At 63.8% G+C, this 15004-nt stretch carries 14 protein-coding genes; 7 read left to right on the top strand and 7 right to left on the bottom strand.

The window, feature by feature from the left end; translation table 11 throughout:
- Positions 1-78: 78 nt before the first annotated feature.
- The 5 genes from ACTDXD_RS09570 to catA form a co-directional block, all read right to left on the bottom strand.
- On the bottom strand, positions 79-1215 hold the full coding sequence (locus ACTDXD_RS09570) for an alkaline phosphatase family protein (RefSeq protein ID WP_440126810.1): 1137 nt from the start codon (positions 1213-1215) through the stop codon (positions 79-81).
- 561 nt (positions 1216-1776) lie between these two features.
- Positions 1777-2328 (bottom strand): NADPH-dependent FMN reductase, encoded by a 552-nt coding sequence (locus ACTDXD_RS09575; protein ID WP_440126811.1) that lies wholly within the window; start codon positions 2326-2328, stop codon positions 1777-1779.
- Between the two features lie 234 nt (positions 2329-2562).
- On the bottom strand, positions 2563-2844 hold the full coding sequence (gene catC, locus ACTDXD_RS09580; RefSeq protein ID WP_440126812.1) for a muconolactone Delta-isomerase: 282 nt from the start codon (positions 2842-2844) through the stop codon (positions 2563-2565).
- 30 nt (positions 2845-2874) lie between these two features.
- Positions 2875-4002 (bottom strand): muconate/chloromuconate family cycloisomerase, encoded by a 1128-nt coding sequence (locus ACTDXD_RS09585; RefSeq protein WP_440126813.1) that lies wholly within the window; start codon positions 4000-4002, stop codon positions 2875-2877.
- A 111-nt stretch (positions 4003-4113) separates the two neighbouring features.
- Positions 4114-4965 carry a catechol 1,2-dioxygenase gene (gene catA / locus ACTDXD_RS09590; RefSeq protein ID WP_440126814.1) on the bottom strand — a complete coding sequence of 284 codons (852 nt, stop codon included), beginning with the start codon at positions 4963-4965 and terminating at the stop codon, positions 4114-4116.
- 206 nt (positions 4966-5171) lie between these two features.
- Here catA and ACTDXD_RS09595 point away from each other — a divergent pair, with 206 nt between their 5' ends.
- Positions 5172-5969: an IclR family transcriptional regulator domain-containing protein gene (locus tag ACTDXD_RS09595; RefSeq protein WP_440126815.1), complete on the top strand. Its 798-nt coding sequence runs from the start codon at positions 5172-5174 to the stop codon at positions 5967-5969.
- A 15-nt stretch (positions 5970-5984) separates the two neighbouring features.
- Here ACTDXD_RS09595 and ACTDXD_RS09600 read toward each other — a convergent pair whose 3' ends face one another.
- Positions 5985-6920, bottom strand: a complete 936-nt coding sequence (locus ACTDXD_RS09600; protein WP_440126816.1) for an AraC family transcriptional regulator — start codon at positions 6918-6920, stop codon at positions 5985-5987.
- A 200-nt stretch (positions 6921-7120) separates the two neighbouring features.
- On the opposite strand from ACTDXD_RS09600, the gene ACTDXD_RS09605 reads away from it, so the two are divergent.
- The 3 genes from ACTDXD_RS09605 to ACTDXD_RS09615 all read left to right on the top strand — a co-directional run bounded on the left by ACTDXD_RS09605 (position 7121) and on the right by ACTDXD_RS09615 (position 9933).
- On the top strand, positions 7121-7684 hold the full coding sequence (locus tag ACTDXD_RS09605; RefSeq protein WP_440126817.1) for a flavin reductase family protein: 564 nt from the start codon (positions 7121-7123) through the stop codon (positions 7682-7684).
- A gap of 49 nt (positions 7685-7733) precedes the next feature.
- Positions 7734-9344 (top strand): 4-hydroxyphenylacetate 3-hydroxylase family protein, encoded by a 1611-nt coding sequence (locus ACTDXD_RS09610; RefSeq protein ID WP_440126818.1) that lies wholly within the window; start codon positions 7734-7736, stop codon positions 9342-9344.
- Positions 9345-9441: 97 nt separating this feature from the next.
- Positions 9442-9933 carry a hypothetical protein gene (locus ACTDXD_RS09615; RefSeq protein ID WP_440126819.1) on the top strand — a complete coding sequence of 164 codons (492 nt, stop codon included), beginning with the start codon at positions 9442-9444 and terminating at the stop codon, positions 9931-9933.
- 85 nt (positions 9934-10018) lie between these two features.
- On the opposite strand, the gene ACTDXD_RS09620 is transcribed toward ACTDXD_RS09615, so the two are convergent.
- On the bottom strand, positions 10019-10945 hold the full coding sequence (locus ACTDXD_RS09620; protein WP_440126820.1) for an AraC family transcriptional regulator: 927 nt from the start codon (positions 10943-10945) through the stop codon (positions 10019-10021).
- A gap of 161 nt (positions 10946-11106) precedes the next feature.
- On the opposite strand from ACTDXD_RS09620, the gene ACTDXD_RS09625 reads away from it, so the two are divergent.
- The 3 genes from ACTDXD_RS09625 to benA all read left to right on the top strand — a co-directional run bounded on the left by ACTDXD_RS09625 (position 11107) and on the right by benA (position 14999).
- On the top strand, positions 11107-12318 hold the full coding sequence (locus tag ACTDXD_RS09625; protein WP_440126821.1) for a cytochrome P450: 1212 nt from the start codon (positions 11107-11109) through the stop codon (positions 12316-12318).
- A gap of 1 nt (position 12319) precedes the next feature.
- Positions 12320-13312: an FAD-binding oxidoreductase gene (locus ACTDXD_RS09630; protein ID WP_440126822.1), complete on the top strand. Its 993-nt coding sequence runs from the start codon at positions 12320-12322 to the stop codon at positions 13310-13312.
- Positions 13313-13616: 304 nt separating this feature from the next.
- Positions 13617-14999 carry a benzoate 1,2-dioxygenase large subunit gene (benA, locus tag ACTDXD_RS09635; protein ID WP_440126823.1) on the top strand — a complete coding sequence of 461 codons (1383 nt, stop codon included), beginning with the start codon at positions 13617-13619 and terminating at the stop codon, positions 14997-14999.
- The last annotated feature ends 5 nt before the right edge of the window (positions 15000-15004 follow it).

Genomic DNA, 15004 nt, shown 5'->3' on the forward strand with positions numbered 1-15004 from the left:
CGCGGGTACGCGACATTGCACACGTCATGGCCAGTTCTGCGGCTCACCACACTCGACCCTGTCACTGAAGACGCCCTGTCACTGAAGACACAGCAGTGGCACGAGTAGTTCGTCGTCAGTGAGTGCGCCGTGTTGCCCGGGCAGTTCCGACATCACCCGTTCACCGTCCGTGCGGATCACCGACGACTCCCCCATTCCGATCGCGACGATGTCGCCGATGCGGCCGACGAGCGACGGCGCGGGCTCCGGACCGAACAGGCCGGCGGCGATCACCTCGTCGCGGGTACCGACCCACATCTGCTCGCCGAGTTCGTTTCGCCAGCGCTCGAGCACCTCGCCGACGCTGTCGGTGTAGACGTGCCTACAACGTGGCTCACCGGCGATGACGGTCACGTCCTCACCGAGTCCTGGGGTGTGGTCGAAGTCGATGCGTCGCCCGCGGGAAGCATCGATCATGCCGTGATCGGCGGTGACGAGCAGCCGGGTCCCGCGGGGAAGCGCACCCGCGAGTTGCTCGACGAACCGGTCGACGATAGTGAGCTGCGCGAGCCACGCATCGGATTCGGGCCCATACACGTGGCCGAGTGTGTCGACCTCGCCGAGATAGCAGTAGACGAGGCTGCGTTCGTCGGCGCCGGTTGCCGACACGACACGGGCGAGCAGATCACCGTAGGCGGAGACCCCGACGAATGCGCCGCCGCGCAGAACAGCGCGGGTCAGGCCACTGCCGTCGAAGTGCTTCGGAACGACGGTAGTGACGGCGATGCCCGCATCGGCGCCACGTTCGAACGCCGTCGGGTGCGGTTGCACGTCCTCGGGGACCAGTTCGTCGCGCTTGTCGATGGCGGTGCCCGCGAGTGTCCAGCGCAGCCAATTGAGGGGTGCTTCGATCTCGTCGACATACGACTGATAGCCGGTGATGCCGTGGCGTCCCGACGGCAGCCCGGTTCCGAGTGACGCGATACTCACCGCGGTGGTCGTGGGGAAGCCGGCGCGGATCGCGTGTCCGGGGGCGGAGGTGAGAAACGGTGCAACCTTCTTGTTTCGTTGCAGCAGTTCCCAGCCCATACCGTCGACGAGAAGCACGACCGTCCGGGAGCACTCGGCAAGCCCGAGACGGTTCATCTCACCGGCGACGCCCGCGGAAGCGAGCACCGATGGCAGGAGGTCGGCGAGGGTGGGCTCGGCGTACACGTCGCGCAGCGGCAGGCTCATACTTCGAGTATGGCCCCGACTCACCCCGGCCGTCCTTTACCGCTCGGCGTGCCGATTTCTCCGGCCGCGTACGGCTCGTTCCGCGTCGACGCAGTGAGCGATTCCAGCGCTCACTCACTCGAAATATTGTCAGTGTGGGAGGGGCGAATGTGCAGGTCGACGACCTGCAGGCAAAGCATTGCACGGGACCGTGACATTTACGGCCCCACAGTGCGCCTTCTTTCTCTATGTGGCTGTCGAGCACCAACACTACGAGTTCCGCACATAGCGAGTTGTCCGCACGCCCTGTCGCCCGTCGACCCGTACCAGTCCTACCTCGGTCAACTTCCCTGGCGCATATCGCACCTGAGCCCCGGTAAGTCCGGTGAACTCGGCGATCTCGTTTCGACCGCGGTTCGATCTATGCATCCCAGACTGCGGGCGCGTCGGTCGCGATCGACGACAAGTGGTCTATCGGGACATGGGGACCGGGCAGCTGTGTGGAAGGGGCCGAAGGCAAGCTCAGGGACCCGCAGGGTCTCCGTACGGTTGGGTGCAGCCGCCCGCAGGGCGTCCACTTCGTCAGGCCCGTTCCTGCCGCACTCGCTCGAGGAGCGTCAGCGCCGCCGATCGCAGCTCGTCGACCACGGCCGACGTGCTCACCAGTCCGTCGCTCGACAGATCCGCGGCGGCCACCGGAACATGCCGGCAGGCATCGTGGACGATGTCGGCTCCCGTGTAATTCAGGACGGTCTCGAGCGACGCATGAGCGCCCGCCGCATTGGTTGCGTTCGCCGACACGTTGATCCACGCCACGGGCTTGTCGACAATCTCCATTCCACCGACGGTCCAGTCCAGCAGATTCTTGAACGAGCCCGGGAGCGCTCCGGCGTACTCGGGCGTGCAGATCAAGACCGCGACGGCGTCGTCGATGTTCCTGCGCAGACACGCGACGACGTCCGGCAACGCCGTGGCCTCGACGTCGGGGTTGAAGTGCGGCAACAGTCCCATTTCGGCGTAGACGGTGACGTCGGCGTCGGACTCCAGCTGGGCTGCCACCGTGCGGATCGCCGCGCTGTTGCTCGACCCGTCACGCAAGGAACCGGAGATGAGGAGGAGCTGAGGACCAGTCATCCCCGGACTCTACATTCCCGCAAGTCGTTCCGGACATCGTTGACGCTCTCTGGATGCAAGTGTCTCGCCGGATGGACGGATAACCCGATCGACCGTGCAGTTATCGACGGTTTCAGTGAGAGAACGCGTCAATAACTGCGCACTCGAACAGAATTCCGCTTTTCTCCTACAAGCGAATATCCGCACCCCTTCGAGAAGGGTGGGATATTCGAGTGCCGTACCAGCGGGAGGCGGCTACTTGACGTCCGATCCGTGCTTCGTCAGCGCCATGACCTCGATGTTCATGTACGGGAACAACGGCAGGTTGAACAGGATCTCGTGCAACTCATCGGCCGAGTCCACGTCGAAGATGGAGATGTTGCTGTACTTGCCGACGATGCGCCAGATTTCGGGCCACTTACCCGCCCGCTGAAGTTCCTGGCTGTAGGCCTTCTCCTTCGCGATGGTCTCGGCGCGCACCTCGGGGTCGAGGTCGCGCGGGATGTTGACGTCCATCCGAACGTGGAACAGTGCCATGGGGTTTTCTCCTTCTTCGGGTGTGGGGGGTCAGTCTCGCGCGTACTTCTTGACGACGTCCATGTCGAGTTCGACACCGAGGCCGGGACCCTCCGGCAGGTGCACTTGTCCTTCGGAGTACTCGAGGGGCTTCTTCAGCAGCTCGACTGCGAACAACTGGGGGCCGAACAGTTCCGTACCGTAGTTGATTCCGGGTTCGGAGCATGCGAAATGAATGGACGCGGCGGTACCGATCGGGCCTTCGATGGACGTCGCGCCGTGGCAGCGAAGACCGGCGGCCTTGGCGACCGCGACCACTTCCTTGCTGCGCTGCAGACCACCGCATTTGGTGGTCTTGAGGGCGATGACGTCGGCCGCGGCGAGTTTGGCGACCTCGTATGCGTCGTGCGGGGTCTGGACGGATTCGTCGGCCATGACGGGTGCGGAGACGCGGCGATTGATCTCGGCGAGGACATCGAGCTGGTCGGCCGGGGTCGGCTGTTCGATGAGTTCCACACCGCCGTCGACGAGCTGCGGAACGTGACGCAGCGCGGTGAAACGATCCCAGCGCGCGTTCACATCGATGCTGAATCCGACCTTGCCGTCGAATGCCTCCACGATCTTCACCACGCGGTCGGTATCGACGACGGGATCGAGCGCACCCATCTTGAGCTTGAACGAGAAGTTGAGGCGCTGCTCCATCTTGTGGGTGACCTCTTCGACGATCTCCTCGAGAGGTGCCGCGCCGAGCGCCCAGCGTACGTCGACTCCGGTGCGGAACGCGCCACCGAGCAGTGACGCGACCGGCACGCCGAGGCTGCGACCCCAGGCGTCGTGCATTGCGACGTCGACCGCGGCCTTCGCGAAACGGGCGTTCGCGACGATCCGTTCGATGTCGAGCATCACGCCGCTGATCTCGTCGACGCCGCGACCGATGATGTAGGGACCGATGTAGCGATCGACGATCTGCTTCATCGTCTCGACGGATTCGCCGCCCCACCACGGACCTCCCGGCACGACACCTTCGCCGTAACCGGTGATTCCACCGGCAGTGGTGACGGCGACGAACAGGATCGGCTGTACTTCCGAGGTCGTGGTCGCGAATTTGTGCGGACGAATCAGGGGTACGTCGACGATCGTCGATTCGACGGAAACGATCAACAGGTCGGGGTCGGACATCTTCGGTCAGCTCACAATCGGTTCTGGGTGTGACGGTCGATACGGCAGAGGTACATACGCGCCGAATGCCGGCGCCCCTGTGGGACACCGGCATTCGAGGTCAAAGGTGAATCACGCTTCGGGATCGAGCACGAAGTCGTAGCTCACCTCGGCGATACCGTCGGCGTTCGGCTGCGGGTCCAGGATGAGCTCCGGCTTGGTAGCGGTCGCGACGTCGTCTTCGACCCACTCGCCGCCCTTGAAGTAGAGCTGGGTGGTGATTGCGCGCTTACCCGGCGCCGACACCAGCAGGTGCAGGTGAGCAGGACGCCACGGGTGACCGCCGTAGGACTTGATGAACCAACCGGTGGGGCCGTCGTTCGGGATCTGGTAGGGAGCCGGCTTGAGTGTGGTGATCTCGTAGTTGCCGTCCTCGTCGGCCACGATCGTGCCGCGCAGGTTCCACTCCGGGATATCAGGAGCGAACTGCGAGTAGTAGCCGTCTTCGTCGGCGTGCCAGAGTTCGACGGTGGCGCCGGCGATGCCGTTGCCCTCGAGGTCGGTGACCTTGCCCTTGAAGATCAGCGGCGGGGCGACCTTGTCCTTCTCGCGCATCGGCATGGTGCACTTGGACGGCAGTTTCGGAGCGTTCGGAACGTAGTAGGGGCCTTCGATGGAACCCTTGGTGCCGGTGAAGTGCTTGCGGCTGTAGTTGACTTCCTCGACCTCGTGCTCGACGAAGACGTCCAGCCACAGCGGCCATTCGCCGTACTCACCGACGTCGATCATCCACTGCTTGAGGACGCGGTACTCGTCGTACGTCACCTCGTGCTTGTGGACGACCCCCGCCAGCGCCTCGAGCACGTCCTTGTAGATCGCGGCCGCGCGCTCGACGGAAGTGTCGGACGAAACCCGCTCGGACTTGAACTTGTCGGTGGCGGCGTTGCCGGAACCGTGAGCGGTCGGGTTCTCGGTGGTGGTCATGGACTCTCCTCGTCGGGGCTGAGAAACGGTGTGGAAAGCAGCGGCCCTGTCCGTGCCGTGGGCTGTGGACTTACCGGATGTACGCTGTGCGTACTTGTGGATCGCAATGCGTACAACACATACTGTGCGTGTTGTCACATCGCTTGTCAACACCCGATTGAGGCAACATCGACAGGTCCCGCAGGTAGGAGCAGGTAGGAGATGTGATGCCGAGCACCGGCCTAGGCAACAATCCGAGTAACGACCGCGACTTCATCCAGAGCATCGAACGCGGTTTTGCGGTATTGCACGCCTTCGACGACAAGGATCCGAAACCGACGTTGGCCGAGGTGGCCACCAAGACGGACTTGTCGCGGCCCGCAGTTCGTCGAATCCTGCTCACACTGCAGCGCCTCGGCTACGTCACCGCCACGGGAACCCGCTGGTCGCTGACGCCGCGGGTACTGAGCATCGGGCAGCACTACACAGCTTCACACACCCTCGTGGACTCCGCACTGCCCAAGTTGGTGGAAATCGCAGATCACACCCACGAATCTGCCTCGCTCGGCGTACTCGACGGAGCCGAGGTCGTGTATGCGGCCCGCGTGCCGGTGCGACGCATCATGAGCATCAACGTCTCGGTCGGTACCCGCGTACCCGCATACGCAACCTCGATGGGTCGCGCCCTGCTCGCCTGGTCGCCACGCGAACTGGTCGACGCGGTGATCGAGGAGACCCGGTTCGAGAAACTCACGTCCACCACCATCGACAACGCCGACGCATTCCGCACCGAACTCGCGCACGTGCGCAGCAAGGGTTACGCCATGGCCTCGGCCGAACTCGAAGACGGGTTGATCTCGCTTGCGGCACCCGTGTTCGACCCCGCCGGGCATGCGGTGGGCGTGCTTGCCTGTTCGACGTCGACGGGCAGGCACACTCTCGATTCGTTCCAGGATCTGTGCGCGAAACGTGTGGTGGACTGCGCGGAGAAGCTCAGCGAGGAACTCGGATACCGCCACCGGTGACGAGGGCGCCCTCGCTCAGGTACGCAGAGTTTCCGAGGGCGCTACCCCGTACTTGCGTTTGTACGCGGCCGAGAATCGGCCGGTGTGCGTGATTCCCCACCTCAACGCCACATCCGTCACCGACATCTCCGACCCGGATCCCGCAGAGAGTTCCTCGTGAATACGCGACAACCGCAGATCGAGCAGGTAGTCGCGAGGGCAGACGCCGAGATACTCCCGAAAACCCTCCTGCAGACGACGTACGCTCACCCCGGCAACCTCGGCCATGTCCGCCGACGTCCAGGGCAGAGACGGATCGTTGTGCACCCGGTCGAGGACCCGCTTGATGATCCGCGGCCTCGCGCCTCCGGTCGGATCAGCGTCGTCGGGCATCACCGCGAGAATGAACGACGAGGTCAGAGCACCGGAGAGCTGATCGGCGACCAGGGGGTTACCCCAGAGCGACTCATCGGACTTGAGCTGCTCAATGATCGACCGCAATAGCGCCGTCCAGCTCTGTCCCGCGTCGGTCGTCAGGTCGACCTTGGCGGGAAGGTGCAGGTCGGGGCGCCCGAGAATGCGGGCCATCTCCCGGTGCAGGTAGTCGCGCTCCAGCTTGACCCCGACGATCTCGCAGTCGCCGCTCCACCGACGGATCGTCGCGTCGATATCGGGCTCGAATACGGTGGCCTGCCCCACCCCGGACTCGGTCTCGATGCCGCCGGCGATCGACTCGATCGTGCCCGACAGAGGAATGTTCACGGCATAGGCGCCCGGGTGCGAACTGCGGACCGATGCCTCGGCGCCCCAGCCGATCCTGGCCAGCCGGACCGGCCCCAAAGGCAATGTGCGCAGATTGAGGCGGGGCTCGACCTTCTCGAGAGGGGTGAGGTCATGGGAGAAGTACGCATGCGACACCACCTCTTCCACCTCGCCCCAGTCGGACGGGTGCCGAGTCGAATCCTCTGCCATCTGCGATCCACCCACCTTCACCGGATATCGGGGGTCTTCATATCAGTGTGATCAGGGACACTCGCCCTGGCAAACAAGGACTTTATACCTACCCGCCGCGCTAACCGGATAGTGACCGCGCTCACTGGATCGCGGACCCCCTTTCGCATCCATATGGTTTGTGTCACACCAGATCGAACCGGGACAGGGAGGACGCAGACATGGAACAGCGAGACCTGCGAAACATCTTCGGACAGTTCGCAAGTGGCGTTACAGTCATCACCTGCGCCAACCGGGACGGCGAACCGCACGGCGCCACCGTCACCGCGTTCACCGCAGTGTCGCTCGAGCCGCGACTGTGCCAGGTCACCTTGACCCGCACATCGAAGGCGTGCGGCTTCCTGTCGGGCGCACCGTTCGCCGTGAACGTCCTCGCCGCCGACCAGGTCGACACCGCAATGCACTTCGCGGGCAGGCCGCAGTCGCCCGAACCGACATGGGAGGACGGCCCCACTGCCCCGGTCCTCGCCGGCACCGCCGCGACGATCTCGTGCATCCCGTGGCGCGAATACGACGGCGGTGACCATGTCATCTACATCGGCGAGATCGTCGATGCCTCCAGCCGCGACGTCGATCCCCTCCTCTTCTTCCGCAGCACCTTCCACGACCTCGGCGCTCCCAGCGCGTCTGCGGCATGGAACGGCAGCCTGGACGATCCGCACAGCGGATGGTTCGACGCCCAGACCAAGTTCACTCCGCTCCACCTGGCCACATCCCCGGCCTGACATCCCTTGACACAGCGAATCCCTGCCCCACCGGACTAGGAGAAATTCCATGACCACCACCGAACCGCGCCCCGACACTCTCGACCGCTCCAAGGTCAACGTGGCCGCAGAGTGCGAAGCGAACCGGACGAAGAATTTCGCGACCCGCCCCATGACCGGCGACGAGTACATCGCCTCGATCGACGACGGCCGCGAGATCTTCCTGCACGGCGAGAAGGTCAAGGACTTCACGAACCACCCGGCGTTCCGCAACTCCATCCGGATGACCGCGCGCCTCTACGACGCGCTGCACACCGGTGAGCACGTCGACGCACTCACCACCCCGACCGACACTGGCAACGGCGGCGTCACGATGCCGTTCTTCCGCACCCCGAAATCCTCCGCCGACCTGGTCAAGGACCGCGATGCCATCGCCACCTGGGCACGTCTGACCTACGGCTGGATGGGCCGCTCCCCCGACTACAAGGCCTCTTTCCTCGGAACACTCGGCGCAAACGACGAGTTCTACAACCCGTTCCAGGACAACGCGAAGCGCTGGTACCGGGAATCGCAGGAGAAGGTTCTGTACTGGAACCATGCGATCATCAACCCGCCTGTCGACCGTCAGCTGCCCCCGGACCAGGTCGGCGACGTGTTCATGAAGGTGGAGAAGGAAACCGACGCCGGCCTCATCGTCTCCGGCGCGAAGGTCGTCGCGACCGGCTCGGCCATCACCAACTACAACTTCATCGCGCACTACGGCCTGCCGATCAAGAAGAAGGAATTCGCGCTGATCTGCACGGTGCCGATGGATGCACCCGGCATCAAGCTGATCTCCCGCGCCTCCTACTCGGAGAACGCCAACATCGTCGGCTCGCCGTTCGACTACCCGCTGTCGAGCCGCATGGACGAGAACGACGCCATCTTCATCTTCGACAAGGTCCTCGTCCCGTGGGAGAACGTCTTCATGTACGGGGACGTCGAGAAGATCAACCAGTTCCTGCCGGGTTCCGGTTTCCTGCAGCGCTTCACGCTGCAGGGCTGCACCCGCCTCGCCGTGAAACTCGACTTCATCGCCGGCCTGCTCATGAAGGCACTCGACGCCACCGGCGCCGGTGGATTCCGAGGAGTACAGACCCGCGTCGGTGAGGTCATCGGCTGGCGCAACCTGTTCTGGTCGCTGACCGACTCCATGGTCAACAATCCCGAACCGTGGATCGGCGACACCGTCATCCCGAAGCTCGAATACGGCCTGACGTACCGGATGTTCGCGATGCAGGGCTACCCGCGCATCAAGGAGATCATCGAGCAGGACGTCGCCTCGGGCCTGATCTACCTTCCCTCGTCCGCCGCCGACTTCAAGAACCCCGAGGTGCGCCCCTACCTGGACAAGTACGTCCGCGGATCCGACGGCATTCAGGCCGTCGACCGTGTCAAGGTCATGAAGGCACTGTGGGATTCGATCGGATCCGAGTTCGGTGGCCGTCACGAGTTGTACGAGCGGAACTACGCAGGCAACCACGAGAACGTCAAGGCCGAACTGCTGTTCGCAGCCGAGACCCGCGGTGACGTGGCCTCCATGAAGGGCTTCGCCGAGCAGTTCATGAGCGAGTACGACCTCGACGGCTGGACCGTGCCCGACCTGATCAGCAACGCCGACGTCTCCGCGTTCTACAAGTAACGACACCCCACACCACCGCGCGCGGGCGGACGACCCCCCACCTACCCCGCCTGCGCGCGGTACCCAATCATCCACCCCACGCGAAGGAGCGTCCGAGATGTCCGCCGCTTCGAATTCCGGTGCCCCTGCCCCCATTCCGGAGTTCGACGCCGTGATCCTCGGGCGTTCCTTCGCATCCCAGCGCGCGGCAGGCCGCCTTCGTGACGACTTACGTCTGTCGGTCTGTGAGCTGGTCAGCGCAACCTCGGCCACATACGACGACATCGACAATCGCTGGGAATTCCACGTAGGAAGGTTCGTCATCGCGCGCGCCAAGTTCGTGATCGATGGCGACGGGACGATCCACCTGCTTGGGCGTGAGGCCACCGCCATCGATCCTGCCGCCGTGACCGCGCACGGATTTCCCAACCTGTTCCGCCCGGTAGGCACCGACCGAATCGATTCCCTCGGTTACACGGTGGCGTGCATCGAGTACATGCGCACGCACGGCCACGACTACGTCGAACGGCGGCTACGCACACCGGTCGCCGATGACGACTATCCCGAGTTGTCGTTCGACCGTCCGACCCCGGTCATGTGGGTCGGGTAACGCAGATACACACCTATTGGACAGATGCACACCGTCAAACGGTGTGTATCTGTCCAATTCCGTTGCAGCTGAAGTTCCGCTTTCATCACTGCCGCAACATCGCCGAGGGCGTCGTCCCGTATCTCTTCTTGAACGCCGCCGCGAATCGGCCGGGGCTGCTGAATCCCCATCGGAACGCAACATCGGCCACCGTGAGGCCGGAGTCGCCTGCCGCGAGTTCGACGCGTGCGCGATCCAGCCGGATATCGAGAAGCACTGCGGAAGGACTGCTTCCGACATACTCTGCAAATGTCTCTTGCATCCGCCGCACGCTGGTGCCTGCAATCTCTGCCATATCGGCTGCGGTCCATGGACGTGAGGGATCGTCGTGCAAGACATCGAGGACGCGGCGGACCATCCCCGGCCTCGGCGCCGGAGCAGCATCCTCGACCGGGGGCGCCACCGCCAGCACGAACGCGGCCGTGACCGCGCCCGCAAGTTGCTGCGACACAAGTGGGTTGGAAAGCGAGCCGGTGCCCCCGGAGAACTGGTCCGATAATGAGGCAACCAGGCGGCGCCAATCATCGGCCGACCCGGTGAGATCGATCTGATCAGGCAGCACGAGCCGGGAACGCAGCGGCGCACCCAGAATCCGGTCGGCCTCTCGCTCGAGGTGGTCGCGTTCGAACTTTACGCCGAGAACAGAACATGTTGCGTCCCAGCGTGTGATGCGATTCGGAGTATCTGCACTGAACACGGTGGCCTGCCCCGGCCCGGAGATGACGTCACCGCCGCGGCCCCGGGATTCGAGACTGCCTGCGAGAGGGATGTTGATCTCGTAGGCCGCCGGATACTCGCACTCGATGGCCACGTCGACGCCCCAGGCGAGTCTGCCGATCATGACCGGGCCGAAATCCACCGAGGACAATTGTAATTCGGGCTTTTCAGCTCCCGACAGCACGGTCAATTCGTGCGGGAAGTACACGTCGGCGACCACTCGGGAGGCGTGCTCCCAGCCCTCGAATCCTGACACCTTCCACCTCCGCGACCCCTACCAGGCCACATTTCCGCGCGATTCGTATCGACTCCGCGCAATCGGCATAGAACCTGAGTGACCTGGATCATATGGTCCTCTTCACAGAGTACGGAAGGTCCGCGCGAGACGGGCCCCACGACCCACCCGAGGAGCATCCCATGACAAGCACTCTCTCCTGGATCGACGAAGTCACCATGACCGAGCTCGAGCGCAATCCGTACCCGATCTACGAGCGTCTTCGAGCCGAGGCGCCTGTCGCTTTCCTGCCCGTGTTGGGGGCGTTCGTGGCGTCGACAACGGAGGCGTGCCGCACGATTGCGAACAGCGACGACTTCGAGGGGATCATCACCCCTGCCGGTGGCCGCACATTCGGGCATCCCGCGATTATCGGGGTAAACGGCGATATCCACAAAGACTTGCGATCGATGGTCGAGCCGGCTCTGCAGCCCAGCGAAGTGGACCGGTGGATCGAGGACCTCGTCCGACCGATCGCCCGGCGTTACCTCGAAGAATTCGAATCGGACGGTAAGGCCGACCTCGTCACCCAGTACTGCGAACCGCTCAGTGTCCGCGCGCTCGGAGATCTGCTCGGCCTGAAAGATGTCAGCTCGGACATGCTTCGCGATTGGTTCCACAAGCTGTCCGACTCGTTCACGAATGCCGCAGTCGACGCCGACGGCAATTTCACCGATCAGCAACGGTTCGACGAGGGTGACGCTGCGAAAGCCGAGATCCAGTCGATCGTCGACCCGCTGATCGACCATTGGATCGAACATCCGGACGACAGCGCCATCTCGCACTGGCTGCACGACGGCATGCCCGATGGGCAGACCCGCGACCGCGACTACATCTACCCCACCCTGTACGTATTCCTCCTCGGCGCCATGCAGGAGCCGGGGCACGCAATGTCGTCGACACTGGCCGGTCTGTTCAGCCGCCCGGAGCAGTTCGAGGCCATCGTCGACGAGCCCGATCTGATTCCCCGTGCCATCGCCGAGGGAATGCGCTGGACGTCGCCGATCTGGTCAGGGACCGCACGAATCGCCAAGTGCGACACAGTGGTATCCGGAATAGAGGTCACCGCGGGATCGGTGGTCATCCTCTCCTACGGATCGGCCAATCACGACACCGACACGTTCGACGCACCTACCGAGTACGACATGACGCGACCACCGCTTCCGCACCTCGCGTTCGGCACCGGCAACCACGCATGCGCCGGAATCTACTTCGCGAACCACGTCTGCCGTATCGGGCTCGAGGAACTGCTCGAAACCATCCCCAACCTCGAACGTGACACCGGCGCAGACGTCGAGTTCTGGGGCTGGGGCTTCCGCGGTCCCACCTCACTGCACGCGACCTGGGAGGTCTGACATGTCGTACACCGTCACCACCGGCTCGACGGCCGTCGACTGCGGTCCCGATCAACCGGTTCTCGACGCGTTCCTGCGCAGCGGTGTGTGGATGCCCAACTCGTGCAACCAGGGAACCTGCGGCACATGCAAGATCAAGGTCTGCTCGGGTTCGGTCGACCACCGAAACTCCCCCGAGAACACGCTTCCGCAGCACGAACGCATCGCGGGCTTTGCACTGGCCTGCCAGGCCACGCCGTGCAGTGACACCACGATCGACCCACCGATCGCCGAAAAAATCACGCCTACGCATGTGTTGCACGACTTCCTCGCCACGGTCTCCGAGGTGCGTGATATCGCCTCCGATACCCGACGTGTGCTGCTGACCCTCGATGTTCCTCTCACGTTCTCCGCGGGCCAGTATGTCGACGTCACCGTTCCGGGAACATCGACGAGACGTCAGTACTCCCTGGCCAACCCGCCGACCGAGCCGAAACTGCTCGAACTGCACGTACGACGACACCCCGGCGGAGTGTCCTCCGAATGGTTATTCGGATCGATCGAGGTGGGTAACCGGATCGATATGACAGGTCCCTACGGCGATTTCACGTTCGACGAGAAGTCGACGGGACCGATGGCGCTGCTCGGTGGCGGCACCGGACTCGCACCGCTCAAGGGCATCGTCCGTCATGCGCTCGCGTTGGATCCGCAGCGGGAGATCCTGCTGTACCACGGGGTGCGGACCTGCGCTGATGTGTACGACGCCGACTTCTTCCGTGAACTGGAGGACAAGCACTCCGGGCTGCGGTACGTCACCTGCGTAAGCCGTGAGAACGGGGGCGACCGGGAGGGCTATGTCACCGATGCCTTCGCCGAGGACGTTGCCTCGGCGAAGGAATTCACCGGTTACGTCTGCGGGTCGGAGAAGTTCGTCGAAGCCGCGGTGAAGTCGTTCAAACGACGCCGGATGTCGCCGCGTCGGATCCGGCGCGAAAAGTTCACCGCAGCCGGGTAGGGTCCCGCTCGCCGGTTGACCGAATGTCACCTTCATGCAGCTCGAGCTCATGAAGGTGACATTCGGCCATTCCGCTCGTCCAGAGCACTTCGTCCCTCGAGCCTCGGGTCCTAGGTATCACTAGGCATTTACCCGGTGTGACCGCAAACACAGGCTGTCAGGGTAGTAGTAATGCCGGACACAGCCCGTCCGAGCCCCACCCCGACACAGCCTGTCCGACCGCCGCCACGGCAACTGTGTTCGGACCGGAATCGGACACCGACGCTGTTCGTCCCGGGAACTACGCCGACACTGGAGGATCCCTATGACCGACATCGTGGAACACGTGCGCACCCACCTCGACGGAGCTCTCGTCGAAGACCCCGCGACCGGACGGCATCAGGTCCGTCGCGATGTCTTCACCGACGAAGAGATCTTCGAACTGGAGATGAAGTACATCTTCGAGGGCAACTGGGTGTACCTCGCTCACGAGAGCCAGATCCCGAATGTCGGCGACTACTTCACCACCAACATCGGCCGTTCCCCCGTCGTGATCAGCCGCGACAAAGAGGGTGAACTTCACGCCCTGATCAACGCGTGCAGCCACCGCGGCGCGATGCTGTGCCGCCGCAAGACCGATAACCGCACGACCTTCACGTGCCCCTTCCACGGCTGGACCTTCCGGAACAACGGCAAGCTGCTCAAGGTCAAGGACCCCCGCGACGCCGGTTACCCGGAACAGTTCAACACCGACGGCAGCCACGATCTGACGAAGGTCGCCCGGTTCGAGAGCTACCGCGGGTTCCTGTTCGGCTCGCTCAACCCCGACGTCAAGTCGCTGGACGAACACCTCGGCGACACCACGAAGATGATCGACATGCTCGTCGACCAGTCCCCCGAAGGACTCGAGGTGCTGCGCGGCTCGTCCACCTACACCTATGACGGAAACTGGAAGCTCCAGGCGGAGAACGGGGCTGACGGATACCACGTGTCGGCGACCCACTGGAACTACGCCGCGACCACGGCACGCCGCGGCGCCGGTGAGTCCGCAAACGAGACCAAGGCAATGGACGCCGGCACGTGGGGCAAGCAGGGCGGCGGCTACTACTCGTTCGACCACGGGCACCTGTTGCTGTGGATGTGGTGGGGCAACCCCGAAGACCGCCCGCTCTACCCGCGCAAAGAAGAGCTCATGAAGGAGCACGGCGAGAAGAAGGCCGAGTTCATGGTCGGTGCGTCGCGCAACCTGTGCCTGTACCCGAACGTGTACATCATGGATCAGTTCTCGTCGCAAATTCGGCACCTGCGCCCGATCTCGGTCGACAAGACCGAGGTGACGATCTACTGCATCGCCCCGAAGGGCGAGAGCGCCGAGGCCCGCGCCAACCGAATCCGCCAGTACGAGGACTTCTTCAATGCCACCGGCATGGCAACCCCCGACGACCTCGAAGAGTTCCGCTCCTGCCAGAAGACGTACATGGCGTCGTCTGCACCGTGGAACGACATGAGCCGCGGCGCCACTCACGTGCTCAACGGGCCGGATCAGGTCGCGAAAGATCTGGGCATGGATGGTGTCCTGTCCAGTGGTGTGAAGACCGAGGACGAGGGCCTGTACCCGATCCAGCACGGCTACTGGCTCGACACGATGCGCAATGCCGTCGACGCCGAAGCCGCAGCTGCCGCCGCCGGCGAACCCACCGCGCTCTGAGAGGA

Source organism: Rhodococcus sp. SJ-3 (genome assembly GCF_051918125.1).
Classification (GTDB): domain Bacteria; phylum Actinomycetota; class Actinomycetes; order Mycobacteriales; family Mycobacteriaceae; genus Rhodococcus.